This window comes from Bacteroides cellulosilyticus (assembly GCF_020091405.1).
Lineage (GTDB): Bacteria > Bacteroidota > Bacteroidia > Bacteroidales > Bacteroidaceae > Bacteroides.
On the sequence record NZ_CP081903.1, the window covers coordinates 5127770 to 5140993 of the forward strand.

Sequence of the window (13224 nt, forward strand, 5' to 3'; positions counted from 1 at the left end):
AACATATCCTTCAACCAATACCTAAAGATTAATTATTCACTACTTTTGTTGTGGTAGTCTTAGTCTTTACTATAAAAACGCCTTTACCATTCAAAGGCAATGCAAGCACATCAGAAGTAGCTTTCTGAGATGAAATCAATGTTCCTAAAATCGAATATACTTCTACTTTATCACCGGATTCTAAATTTGAAATTGTCAGGAGGTTGTTTGAAATGTTGCAACGTACCTTGTTACCTTCAAATGTCGGAGTGTTGATTCCGGTTACAATCTGACCGTTTTCCAGAGTTAAATATTTCATGAAGTTTGCAGCGTTACCTTTAGCATATGCGCCGTCTGTCGGGGACGTGAATTTTATTTCTTTAATAAGAAGAGCGCCCGTATCAAATTTTGCGCCATTAAACCCGATAGTAAATGCAAATGGATTTCCATCGGGCGTACCCACCTGGAAGTCATATTCCACCTTTTGCCAACCTTCATTCAATTCATACATTTCTTCTGTCTCCACATCTTTCACCATCATGTCAAATGAAAGAATTCCACTAAAAGAGTTTAATACAGAATTAGGTCCAACTGCTTTAATTTCTAATTTTGAAATTATGCCACTATTAGGATCCGGATCCGGCTCAGCTTCCCAAGCTTTATAAGTAATGGAAACACGGATGAACGGAGCGGCAGCATCTTCTCCGCCTGTCGGGGTTTTTTCCGGATCAGAATAAAATGCAAGTTGAGTCCAAGCAGGAATAGAACCTGTGGCTTTGGTGCCTTTTGAAAAGACTGCATCATCACAGTTAACACCTTTAAAGCATAATACTTTTCCAATACCTTCGGCCGTTAAATCAAGAATCTGCAAACCGGCCTGTAAATTCTTAAATGCATCCGTATTTTTACTATCCCAAAATGCACCTCCGGTAGCATTTACATACCCAACTTTCGATTCTTTAGCAGCATCGAGATTTCCCGGTCCCCAACCATTATTACAACCATCAATAACGTATTGTCCTTCCGGTTGATTGGCAAAATCATAACGTGAAGGAGTAATGTCGTTTTGTGCCATAGCACTGGCAGCTACTACTAACATAGCTGTGGAAAAGAGTAGTTTTCTTTTCATAATATTAAAGAGTTTAAAATTAATATTGGGAGGCAATCTTAACCTCCGTTTTCTGCTTGCAAACATACGATATTGCACATTACCGGATGTTTAATAATGATTTTGCAGTTTTTGAATTTGTTTGAAACAGAAAAAGAAAACGACTGATTAGACAAAAGATGAAACTTAGGCAGACAAAAGTGAACAAACCTCCTTATTAAATTCTCAGGAAAATTCTCTTTTTGTGCATTGTGCGAAGAATAAAGACTCATTTATTCATTATCCTGTTCTGTTTCCATAGACTTTCGATGTTCTTCTTTATATTGGGATGGTGTTTTCCCGGTATACCGCTTAAACATAGTGCTGAAATAGCGGGAAGAAGAAAAACCGGCCTTTTCTGAAATTTCCGTAAAATTCATATTCGTGTTGGTTATCAAATATATAACTCTTTCTAAACGGAATTTATTAATATAGTCATTTCCTCCCATGTCGGTGATGGCTTTTAGCTTATTATAAAAAGTGGCACGGCTCATGCATAACTCCTTACACAGGAAACTTATGTCTAAATCGGGATTCCCCAGGTGTTCGGTTATCAATTCATTTGTTTTAAGCAGGAAAGCTTCATCTATCTGGCTAAATGTCACTTCTTCGGGTGGCGGAAGCAATCCTCTGTTCAAATATCGTGCTTTCATCTGTTCCCTGTTACGTAAACGTCCACGGATCACTTCCAATAATATTTCTTCTTCAAACGGTTTAACCAAATAGGCATCTGCTCCCGTTTTGTATCCCTGCAACCGGCTTGCATCATCATTGCGGGCTGTCAGAAGAATAACAGGAATATGGCTGATACTGATATCTTCTTTTATTTGCCTGCATAGCTCATAGCCATTCATTCGCGGCATCATTACATCGCTTATGACAATGTCGGGTTGGTGCTTACGAACTATTTCCAAGGCTTTCTCTCCGTCAGGGGCAGTAAATATCTGATTGAAACTCTTGCAGAAAGCGCTTTTGATAAAATCTATCAGTTCCTTATTGTCATCAACTACTAATAGTGAGTATTTATTCAGCTTGATACTCACACTATTAACGGCTTTTTCTTCAGCCATATCGGATATCAGTTCGTTCAGGTAGGGTCTAGGTTTATATGATTCTTCGGATGAGATTTGCTTAAGTGGAAGTTCAAAGAAAAATGTGGCTCCGCCATCTTCATTATCTTTAGCAGAGATCTTTCCTCCATGTAATTCTACCAAAATTCTGGAATAGGATAAGCCGATTCCTGTTCCTGTACGTTCTCCTGTTCCCTGATAAAATCGCGTGAACAGCTTCTGCGGATCTGCCTGTTTTAGCCCGCATCCCTGATCTATAACTGAAATACGGACAGATGCGGTGGCAGGCAACAATTCTGTTTGAATAATGATTTTGGAGTTTTCGGGGCTATGTTTCAGAGCATTTATCAATAAATTAGTCAAGATTATCTCACACTTACCTTTGTCAAGACAAACTGTTTTAACTCGTTCGTCGAATCGGCATAAAAAGTGTACATTTCTGGCATCTCCTTCACCAATGAAATCTGTTGCAATGCTTTGTATCCAATTATTCAATAGTAGGGGGTGAAACTGAACCGTATTGATCCCAACCTCCATTTTACGCAAATCAAGTACCATGTTGAGCAAGCCTTTCATCCGTTGTGACTGCTTGTAGATGCCCTTCAAGGCCGGATAATTTGCGCTATCGGAAGGTAGGGAGCGCAGGATACGGTTCAGTGGCGCATGTATCAATGTTAATGGAGTGCGGAGTTCATGACTGATATTAATGAGAAAACGTACTTTTTCTTCATATATTTCTTTCTCATGCTCCTTCATTGCCCACTTTAGTTTGTTCTCTTTATGGCGTAAAATGATGATGAAAGTCCAGATTATAATTCCCAATATGATCAGGACATAACAAAGAATGCACCACCAAGTTTTGTACCAAGGGGGTAAAACCGTCAATTCCAAAACCTGTTGTAAGGGAGTCCATCCCCCGTTCCTCATGCTGCATGAGACCAGTATCCGGTATGTTCCGGATGGTAATGAACGGATAAGTATTTCCGGAGTATACGAATCAATGCATTGTTCGTTTAGTCCGGAAATTTGGTAGCGGTAAATTTTTTGCCGGAAAAGATCTGCCTCACAGGACATAATCCGTATACTAATAGCTTTGCTGTTCCAGGGTACGGATATACTTACCGGGTTATCCTTTAATTGTTCGTTAACAGATTCTCCGGCAATGAGAATATCTGTAAGTTGTATCTGAGGAGCAACAGTTCTCTCTATGGGAAGATTTTTATCTATATAAAGCAGTCCTTTCTCTCCTCCCAAATATATATTTCCTGAAGCGGAAATCAATTTGGACTTTGCCATATATTCATTTGGCAGTACTCCATCTGATTTGCCGAAAAGCATAAATTCTTTCTCATTAATCAGCCATGCAAAAAGCATTTCATTAACAGCAACCCAGACTTTACCATGATTATCATTTATTACAGACCGTACATTTGTAAACAAAGGTGTAGGAATAAGCTGAATGGATTGCTTCGCCGCATCATAATACCTGAGACCATGGTTTGTGCCAATCCAAAATATTCCATGTTCATCTCTGGAGACGCAGTTTATAAATGTATCTTTCTTTATTGTATATATACATTCCAATTTATTATATTGCTTATCAAGTGAATATATACTTTGGGCATCAAACAAGTAAGTGGCACGAGCATCATGTGAGACAGGCACCAGAGTGCCGATAATCTCGATTCCTTCCTCTTCTGTTACAACTCTGGTATTACCAGTTGCAATCGTATATTGGTATATCCGGTCTCCTAATAACAGAACTGTTTCCGGTTCGTATTGATAAACGTTAATTGTTTTTCCACTATAAAAGAGCATTCGGTTTATGTACTCATCATGAATTTTCAAGGGATTGATTTTACCGGTTTTCTTTGAGAATGTATATAATCCTTTTGAAAAAACAGACAATAACAGTTCAGAAGATGTAAACCCGCTGATAGAAGCGACTTTCTTTCCAGTCGTATTGGAATAATGTGTAAATTTTTCCGTTGAAGGGTTAAGCTTGTTAATACCACCTCCATCTGTCCCAATCCAGATTTCATCCTCGGAAGGACCTCTATAAAGACACAAGACTGTATTATCACTCAGTCCTTTACAATCACTGAGAGGAACTTCAGTATATGTTTTCATTGACACTTCCTTGATACCGATAAGTCCATTACGAGTACTGCCCGCCCATATGTTATTGTTTGCATCATTGTAAAGACTCAGAATAGAATTGCAGGTGAACGAATATTTGTCTCCGGGCACATGTTTTAATATGGAAATTTCATGGGTTTCAGGATTTAATATATTAATTCCGCCACCATCCGTTCCAATCCAGATATGAGAATCTTTTTCAATCATGCAAAGTACTACATTGTTATTCAATTTTGAGTTTCCTGTAACATATGAAGCCAATAAGGTACCATCATGTGCAAGACACCGGATACCGTCATTATAAGGTGCGAGCCAGATTCTTCCTTTAGAATCAAGCAAAACTTCCCGGATATCTTTTCCATAATTAAAAGGAGGAGATTTTACTTCCCCGGTCCGGAGATTCAACAATATGATGCCTTGCCAACGGCTGCAGCATAACAGGGTTTCCTTATCCCAGAAATTGATATAGGAAATAGCAAACAGGCCTATGTTACTGAAATCATGCAGGAGCCTGATGGTGTCATCTCCGTAATTATATTGATAAATCTTGTTTCTTCCACCTAAAAGTATTCCCTGTTCAGTTCGGCATGCAGTGTTGGCCATAACGATGTGGCCATATTGATCCCTCAAGAGAGAAAAATCATCACTCCGGCGCCTGTAGCGTACTGCGCCCTTTTCTGTTAGTACCCAAAGATTATGTAAACTGTCTTCCGCCACATGAAGGATATTATTATGCGGCAATGAATTGGGATTCTCCGGAGAATGGGCATATTTTTTCAATTCATGTCCGTCAAATCGTCCCAATCCTGTGGGTGTACCAATCCATACAAAACTATTTTTCTCTGCATATATGCAATTAACAGTAGTAGATAAACCTTCCTTAAGAGCAATCTGCTCAAAGTAATAATTATTGGCTCTAATTTGGCTGATTTGCAATAGCCAGACCAAAAGTATAGACAAGTGGAGACAGAAATGGGCAGTAGTTTTCATATAAGTTACTTTGTATAATCTTAAAAGGTTTTATTATATCAGATTTCACATATTATAGTGAAGCAAAGATAGCGTATTATAATAAAAGCATCTTTTCACTTTTGTCTATATACATGTTCGAAAATGTATAATAATCATTTTTTGCAGGCAAAAGTTGTGCTTTTCAGAGAAAAAAACAAAACCAGAGCTTGGTATATATTGAGGAATACTACGTTTTTGCGTTAATCGATTATCTTGGTTCGTATAAATGTGTGAATTCGAAGAATAAGTATTATCTTCGCTGTAACTTATCAAAGTGGTTATCTTACTATCAAAGGCTATGATCCTGATTTCCAGATATATCGGTTGGCATACCCCAACGGAGAAGTACGCAAAGGCGATATTGAAAGTTGTCTGGAGCGCACCCGTTCCTTTTTCGCTTCTATACCTAATGATTTGGAGAACAAAACCGAAAAGCACTATCAGACCATTTTCTACCTTTTGTTCCGCCTGATGGGACAATATGTGGACACCGAAGTAAAGAGTGCCATCGGGGCGTGGAAGATAGAAAAAGGGTGAAGCCACTGCTCCACCCTTCTTTACGATACTTATAGATTAATTAAAGGATACCCTTTACTGTTTCCAGCATACCTTTTTCCTGGATAGAATCCAGATCAGCCTTCACAGCAGCGGTAAGTCCCGGGATATTATTCAAATCTTCGCCCCAGATAGAAGTTGCAGCAAGTACACCTTCGGTTACTTTCTGGGTATCACCTGTTGCCCACAGGTCTTTCAGCAATTGCATGATTTCCGGAGCGTCGTTCGGGGTGATCTCAGCACCGTCTTCACGAACGCCACCTTTATAATAAGTAATGATAGCGGCCAAACCGAGAACCAGCCCCTTAGGCAATTCACCTTTGCGTTGCAGATAAGTCTTCAAGCCGGGCAGGTCACGAGTTTCATATTTCGGGAAAGAGTTCAGCATAATGCTGGTAACGGCATGGTCAACAAACGGATTGTTGAAACGTTCCAATACATCTTCCGCAAACTTCTTCAGCTCATCTTTCGGCAAGTTCAATGTTTCCATCAATTCATCGAACATTACTTTATTGATGTACTGACCAATAACCGGATGTTGACAAGCATCACGCACAATGTTTACGCCCGACAAGTAAGCTACCGGAGAAAGAACAGTGTGAGGGCCATTCAGCAACGTTACTTTTCTTTCGTGATACGGTGCTTCAGAAGGAACGAACAATACATTCAAACCAGCCTTGTCAGCAGGGAATTCTTTGGCAATCTCCTGCGGTGCTTCGATGACCCAAAGGTGGAAGATTTCAGCCTGTACCACCAAATTATCATCATACTGTAATTTTTCCTTAATTGCTGCAATATCCTTGCGTGGGAATCCCGGAACAATGCGGTCAACAAGCGTAGCGTATACGCCACAAGCTTCTTCAAACCAAGTCTTGAATTCATCGCCCAATTGCCATAATTCGATATATTGGTAGATGGTTTCTTTCAGTTTGTGTCCGTTCAGAAAGATGAGTTCGCAAGGGAAAATAATCAGACCTTTGCTCTTGTCACCGTTGAATGTCTTGAAACGATGATACAACAGTTGAGTCAGTTTGCCCGGATAAGAAGAAGCCGGAGCGTCAGTCAGTTTGCAGGAGGGATCGAAAGCGATACCGGCTTCCGTAGTGTTGGAGATTACAAAACGCATTTCCGGTTGCTCGGCCAACTTCATGAATTCATTGTTCTGAGTGTAAGGATTCAGTGCACGGCTGATAACGTCGATCATTGTCAGACTATTGACAGTTTCTCCTTTGTCCAAGCCTTGCAGGTTTACGTGATAAAGGTCATCCTGTGCATTCAGCATGTCTACCATACCTTTGTCGATGGGTTGAACTACTACAACACTGCTATTGAAATCAGTTTTTTCGTTCATGTTATAAATAATCCAGTCGATAAATGCACGTAAGAAGTTTCCTTCACCGAATTGAATGATACGTTCCGGGCGCTGAGCCTTGGGAGCGGTTTGTTTGTTTAATGCTTTCATGCTTAAAAATCGTTTTTAAAGTGATTGATATTATGATGTTTATTCAAATTCAAAATAGAAATTGATGTTTTCTTTCATCAGGATGTCGATAGGCATATACTTTACACCGGTCACCGGACGTTTAAATACGACATGGTCGCACAGAGCTTTTACACCGCAGTATCCTTGCAGTCCCGGGCGTTGCCCGATGAGATAATTTACTTCGCCGGATTTCAGGTACTCCACGTTCTTGGGCAGAAGGTCGTATCCAACCAATCCTGCCAAATGGTGTCCTGTTTCCTGTAGATATCCTGCCACCTGGTAGACACGTGAGTTAAAAACGGCTCCTAATACTGCCTTGGGATGTGCGGCAAAAAAATCTTCCAGTGTCCGGCGGTTAGCTTCATCATCTTCTTTATTCAGTACTACATCATGAACCACCAGATTTTCATGTTCCTGTGCAATAAAATTCATGAAACCATCCATGCGTCGTTGCATCTGTATTTCTGCCGGATTATTCTTTTTATTATTAAGAAATAGTATTAGCTCCTGTCCTTCCTTGTACTTGCGCATCAGAATTTTAGCAGCCATATACCCGCTTGTTTGGGAGTCTTGGCCGATGTAGCAGAGTGCATGGGTGTCTTCTATATTAAAGTCGACAAATGCGTAAGGTATCTTTTTCCCTTCCAGATAAGATGTCAGCGACATTGTCTCTTCACGGAAATTGGGGGCGATCAATACGGCATCCACTATTTCTTTGCGGAGTTTTGCGCAGACTTTTTCATAAGAAAGCCGGTCGGCATGATGGTAGCACAAAAAGTCCACGCTTACATTAAAAGGACGCAACTCTTGTGCGGCACGGTTGATGCCTTCTGCAACGGAATGCCAATAGTCATGTTCCACATAATAAGGTATAATACACAGGACACGGTAGCGCTTCTTGGCTGCCAGACCAATGGCAAACATATTAGGATGATAGTCTATCTCATCAAGCACTTTTTGAACCTTCTCCCTGCTGGCAGCAGAAACATCTCCCCGATTGTGCAACACGCGGTCCACAGTTCCGGCAGAAACACCCGCCATGCGGGCAATGTCTTTAATGGTGTAGTTCTTGTTTTCCATATTCTTTGTCTCATTCGTTTTAAGGCACTAAAGGTTCAATGTCTAAAACTTAAATATTATAAATATTTGCGGCAAAGATACGAATTATTTTGTTTCTCCAAGTAAATTTTCTACTTTTGTGTTCGATAACGGTTAATAAAAGCAAAAACCAATATCTTGCCTATTAGCTTTACAATCAATACTATATAGGTATAGAAAAGAGAAAGTAATATTTTTATATACTAAAAACACAGTAGAATGAAAAAATTTATGGATGAAAACTTCCTGTTGCAGACAGAAACCGCACAGAAGTTGTATCATGAACATGCGGCCAAGATGCCGATCATCGATTATCACTGTCACTTAATCCCTAAAATGGTAGCAGACGACTATCAGTTTAAGTCATTGACTGAAATCTGGTTGGGCGGCGACCATTACAAATGGCGTGCTATGCGTACCAATGGTGTAGACGAACGTTTCTGCACAGGTAAGGATACTTCCGACTGGGAAAAATTTGAGAAGTGGGCTGAAACCGTTCCTTATACTTTCCGTAATCCTTTGTATCACTGGACACACCTGGAGTTGAAGACAGCGTTTGGTATCGATAAGATCCTGAGCCCGAAGACTGCCCGTGAGATTTATGACGAGTGTAATGAGAAGCTGGCTCAACCGGAATACTCTGCTCGTGGCATGATGCGCCGTTATCATGTGGAAGCTGTTTGTACTACGGATGATCCTATTGATTCTCTGGAATATCATATTCAAACACGCGAAAGTGGTTTTGAAATCAAGATGTTGCCGACATGGCGTCCTGATAAGGCAATGGCTGTAGAAGTTCCTGCTGACTTCCGTGCATACGTTGAGAAACTGGCTGAAGTAAGCGGTGTTGCTATCTCTAATTTCGATGATATGATAGCTGCCTTGCGCAAGCGTCATGACTTCTTTGCTGAACAAGGCTGTAAATTGTCCGACCACGGTATTGAAGAATTCTATGCAGAAGACTATACAGATGCTGAAATCAAAGCTATATTTAATAAGGTATATGGTGGAACGGAACTGACCAAGGAAGAAATCCTGAAATTCAAATCAGCTATGCTGGTTATCTTCGGTGAAATGGACTGGGAAAAAGGCTGGACACAACAATTCCACTATGGCGCTATCCGTAACAATAACAGTAAGATGTTCAAGTTGCTCGGTGCTGATACCGGTTTCGATTCTATCGGTGAATTTACTACTGCTAAGGCAATGTCTAAATTCCTCGACCGCTTGAATTCCAAAGGCAAGTTGACGAAGACTATTCTTTATAACCTCAATCCGTGCGCTAATGAAGTTATTGCCACTATGTTGGGCAACTTCCAGGATGGTACGATTCCGGGTAAGATACAGTTTGGTTCCGGCTGGTGGTTCCTCGATCAGAAAGATGGTATGGAGAAACAGATGAACGCTCTTTCCGTACTGGGTCTGTTGAGCCGTTTCGTAGGTATGTTGACGGACTCCCGTTCATTCCTCTCCTATCCGCGTCATGAATATTTCCGCCGTACATTGTGTAATCTTGTTGGCCGTGATATTGAAAATGGTGAAATTCCGGCTTCTGAAATGGACCGCGTGAACCAGATGATTGAAGATATCAGCTACTATAACGCAAAGAATTTCTTCAAGTTCTAAGGTAATTATCGGAATGGGGCTCCATTCCACTTTATCCATAGCAAAGAGTGCATCAAGTTTAATTGATGCACTCTTTTTTTATCTATATGTATAGCAGAGACTCTTTTTTAAAACCACCACTTCTTCTTTTTGTCCTGATCCGCGGGGATATTACCTTGCGTATAGATATCCCGGAACGTTTTATGTTCTTTAATCATTTGATAGATAAGTCCCCAATCGGGCAGTCCGCCCAGGTTACGGTCATCAATGAAAAGATCAACTTTCAGTTTACGGGAGAATCCACAGTCCTGCTGTTTCTCTTCGGGATAATCACGATTGACAGCATAGAATTCCACTCCTCTTTCTTTGCACCAGGCAACGGCTTCTTCCAGAAGCTCACCTTCGCGCACACTCCATAAGATGAGCCTGTGCTGATCTTGCTGCAACAGTTTTAAAGTGTCTGTTGCAAAAGGAATTTCTTTACCGATACGGGGATAGCAATGTTCTACTATAGTTCCGTCGAAATCAACTGCTATTGTCATAGTTTTATGTTGAAAAATTACAGAACAAAGATACGAATCTTATTGAAAAAACAAAGCGTTCTCTCACTTTTACAATAGGCAAATATGAAAGAAATTTGCATATAATTTCATAAAAATGTATTTTTGCGCTTAATTTTTCACTAACAACATAATATTAGGATGACTCAATCACCCAAAAATGTATCTAAAGGGTTCACTAAAGCCTTTTGGGTAAGCAACACGGTCGAACTGTTCGAACGTATGGCGTATTATGCCGTTTTTATCGTTCTCACCATTTATCTTTCTTCTATTTTAGGCTTCAACGACCTTGAAGCGAGTATGATTTCCGGTTTATTTTCCGGTGGTCTTTATCTTTTGCCTATCTTCACGGGTGCCTATGCCGATAAAATAGGTTTCCGGAAATCCATGATTGTTGCTTTTTCGCTGCTGTCTGTCGGATATCTGGGTTTAGGAATTCTCCCTACCCTGCTGGAAGCTGCCGGTTTGGTGGAATATGGTAAAGCAACCCGTTTCACCGGACTGCCGGATAGCGATAGTCGCTGGATGATCGTTCCTGTGCTGTTTGTTATCATGGTGGGCGGATCGTTTATCAAATCTATCATTTCGGCTTCGGTGGCAAAAGAAACTACGGAGGCAAACCGTGCACGCGGTTATTCCATCTTTTATATGATGGTGAATATTGGTGCATTTACCGGAAAAACAGTGATTGACCCGTTGCGGAATGTTATTGGAGATCAGGCGTATATCTATATCAACTATTTCTCTGCTACGATGACCATATTGGCATTGCTTTCCGTTGTTCTGCTCTATAAATCTACCCATACGGCAGGTGAAGGAAAAAGTATGCGTGAAATCGGTCAGGGCTTCCTGCGCATCATTACGAACTGGCGTCTGCTGATTCTTATCCTGATTATTACGGGATTCTGGATGGTGCAGCAACAGTTATACGCTACGATGCCTAAATATGTAATCCGTATGGCGGGCGAAACTGCCAAGCCGGGTTGGATAGCCAATGTAAACCCGTTTGTAGTGGTTTGCTGCGTTAGTTTCGTGACGCGTTTGATGGCGAAACGTTCGGCCATTACTTCCATGAATATCGGTATGTTCCTTATCCCATTCTCGGCTCTGCTGATGGCATGCGGTAACCTGCTTGGAAATGACGTGATAAGCGGAATGAGCAATATCACATTAATGATGATAGCCGGTATCGTGATACAGGCTTTGGCAGAATGTTTTATTTCACCGCGTTATCTGGAGTACTTCTCCCTGCAAGCACCTAAGGGTGAAGAAGGTATGTATCTTGGATTTAGCCATCTTCATTCCTTCCTCTCTTCCATCTTCGGTTTTGGTATCGCCGGAGTATTGTTGACAAAATACTGTCCCGATCCTGTCCTCTTTGAGACTCGTGAAGCATGGGAGGCTGCCAGCGCAAATGCGCATTATATCTGGTACTATTTCGCCGCTATCGGTCTGATATCTGCACTGGCACTGTTAGTATTTGCCAAAATCACCCAATCCATCGACAAAAAGAAGAAAGCCAAGGTCTGAATATCTCATTTTTTATGTATATTTGCCGTCACTTTGCCATAAAAGTGGCGGCTTTTTCTAAATTGAGGAGAACATAATGAAAGTAAAATTTATAAGCCTTGCGAGCGGAAGTAGTGGCAACTGCTATTATATAGGCACTGAAAAATACGGAATACTTATTGACGCTGGTATAGCGGTACGTACTATTAAGAAATCATTGAAGGAGGTGGGTGTCGGCATGGAGACGATACGCGCGGTATTCGTTACACACGACCACGCAGACCATATCAAAGCTGTAGGCGGACTGGGTGAGAAACTGCACATCCCTGTCTACACAACTGCACGTATCCACGAAGGAATCAATAAAAGTTATTGCATGACGGAGAAGCTCCACTCTTCCGTCCATTATCTGGAGAAAGAAGAACCGATGGTACTGGAAGATTTTCACATTGAGTCTTTCGAAGTTCCCCACGACGGTACGGACAATGTGGGTTATTGCATTGAAATCGACGGAAAAGTATTCTCGTTCCTTACCGACCTTGGTGAAATCACCCCTACTGCTGCCAAGTTTATCCGTAAAGCGAATTATCTGATACTGGAAGCTAACTATGATGATGAAATGTTGCGTATGGGTACATATCCGCAGTATTTAAAGGAGCGCATCACCAGCCGTACGGGACACATGAGCAATATTGCAACTGCCGAGTTCCTGGCTGAAAATATCACGGAAGATCTGAAATATATCTGGCTTTGTCATTTGAGCAAAGACAATAATCATCCGGAACTTGCTTACAAGACGGTGGAATGGAAATTAAAGAGTAAAGGTATATTGGTAGGTAAAGATGTGCAACTCTGCGCTTTAAAGCGTAGCACTCCCTCCGACCTGTATGAGTTTGATTAAAAAAAGCCGCTTTCATCGAAAAAAAGATTTTATTTTGCTTGGATGAATAAGATAAAAGGACTACTTTTGCACCCGCAAATAAGAAAAACGATGCACTCTTAGCTCAGCTGGTAGAGCAATTGACTCTTAATCAATGGGTCCAGGGTTCGAGTCCCTGAGGGTGTACG

The 13224-nt window shown here is 40.9% G+C and carries 8 protein-coding genes, 1 tRNA gene and 1 pseudogene; 5 read left to right on the forward strand and 5 right to left on the reverse strand.

What is annotated here, in order from left to right:
• Positions 1-28: 28 nt before the first annotated feature.
• Positions 29-1108, reverse strand: coding sequence for a hypothetical protein (locus K6V21_RS19350; protein ID WP_224319583.1), 1080 nt, complete (start codon positions 1106-1108; stop codon positions 29-31).
• Positions 1109-1359: 251 nt separating this feature from the next.
• Positions 1360-5325 carry a response regulator gene (locus K6V21_RS19355; RefSeq protein WP_224319584.1) on the reverse strand — a complete coding sequence of 1322 codons (3966 nt, stop codon included), beginning with the start codon at positions 5323-5325 and terminating at the stop codon, positions 1360-1362.
• A gap of 282 nt (positions 5326-5607) precedes the next feature.
• On the opposite strand from K6V21_RS19355, the pseudogene K6V21_RS19360 reads away from it, so the two are divergent.
• Positions 5608-5859, forward strand: a pseudogene (locus K6V21_RS19360) (AAA family ATPase); the annotation flags it as partial.
• A gap of 64 nt (positions 5860-5923) precedes the next feature.
• Here the strand turns inward: K6V21_RS19360 and K6V21_RS19365 are convergent.
• Both K6V21_RS19365 and K6V21_RS19370 read right to left on the reverse strand, forming a co-directional pair.
• Entirely contained in the window at positions 5924-7363 is a 1440-nt protein-coding gene (locus K6V21_RS19365; protein ID WP_007214136.1) for a tagaturonate reductase, read from the reverse strand.
• 39 nt (positions 7364-7402) lie between these two features.
• The gene (locus tag K6V21_RS19370; RefSeq protein WP_224319585.1) at positions 7403-8464 is read right to left on the reverse strand and encodes a substrate-binding domain-containing protein; all 1062 of its coding nucleotides are present in this window, start codon (positions 8462-8464) and stop codon (positions 7403-7405) included.
• Between the two features lie 237 nt (positions 8465-8701).
• On the opposite strand from K6V21_RS19370, the gene uxaC reads away from it, so the two are divergent.
• Entirely contained in the window at positions 8702-10108 is a 1407-nt protein-coding gene (gene uxaC, locus K6V21_RS19375) for a glucuronate isomerase (RefSeq protein WP_217714011.1), read from the forward strand.
• Positions 10109-10215: 107 nt separating this feature from the next.
• Here the strand turns inward: uxaC and K6V21_RS19380 are convergent, their stop codons facing one another.
• Positions 10216-10629, reverse strand: coding sequence for a BT0820 family HAD-type phosphatase (locus tag K6V21_RS19380; RefSeq protein ID WP_224319586.1), 414 nt, complete (start codon positions 10627-10629; stop codon positions 10216-10218).
• Between the two features lie 159 nt (positions 10630-10788).
• Here K6V21_RS19380 and K6V21_RS19385 point away from each other — a divergent pair, with 159 nt between their 5' ends.
• The 3 genes from K6V21_RS19385 (at position 10789) to K6V21_RS19395 (ending at position 13222) form a co-directional block, all read left to right on the forward strand.
• The gene (locus K6V21_RS19385; RefSeq protein ID WP_149920027.1) at positions 10789-12177 is read left to right on the forward strand and encodes an MFS transporter; all 1389 of its coding nucleotides are present in this window, start codon (positions 10789-10791) and stop codon (positions 12175-12177) included.
• Positions 12178-12253: 76 nt separating this feature from the next.
• Positions 12254-13057, forward strand: coding sequence for an MBL fold metallo-hydrolase (locus K6V21_RS19390; RefSeq protein WP_007214127.1), 804 nt, complete (start codon positions 12254-12256; stop codon positions 13055-13057).
• A gap of 92 nt (positions 13058-13149) precedes the next feature.
• Positions 13150-13222: transfer RNA gene (locus K6V21_RS19395), tRNA-Lys, on the forward strand.
• Positions 13223-13224 lie beyond the last annotated feature (2 nt).

Coding starts and splice junctions, on each gene's coding strand:
- K6V21_RS19350 (WP_224319583.1), bottom strand. CDS start 1,108: ATGAAAAGAAAACTACTCTTTTCCACAGCTATGTTAGTAGTAGCTGCC.
- K6V21_RS19355 (WP_224319584.1), bottom strand. CDS start 5,325: ATGAAAACTACTGCCCATTTCTGTCTCCACTTGTCTATACTTTTGGTC.
- K6V21_RS19365 (WP_007214136.1), bottom strand. CDS start 7,363: ATGAAAGCATTAAACAAACAAACCGCTCCCAAGGCTCAGCGCCCGGAA.
- K6V21_RS19370 (WP_224319585.1), bottom strand. CDS start 8,464: ATGGAAAACAAGAACTACACCATTAAAGACATTGCCCGCATGGCGGGT.
- uxaC (WP_217714011.1), top strand. CDS start 8,702: ATGAAAAAATTTATGGATGAAAACTTCCTGTTGCAGACAGAAACCGCA.
- K6V21_RS19380 (WP_224319586.1), bottom strand. CDS start 10,629: ATGACAATAGCAGTTGATTTCGACGGAACTATAGTAGAACATTGCTAT.
- K6V21_RS19385 (WP_149920027.1), top strand. CDS start 10,789: ATGACTCAATCACCCAAAAATGTATCTAAAGGGTTCACTAAAGCCTTT.
- K6V21_RS19390 (WP_007214127.1), top strand. CDS start 12,254: ATGAAAGTAAAATTTATAAGCCTTGCGAGCGGAAGTAGTGGCAACTGC.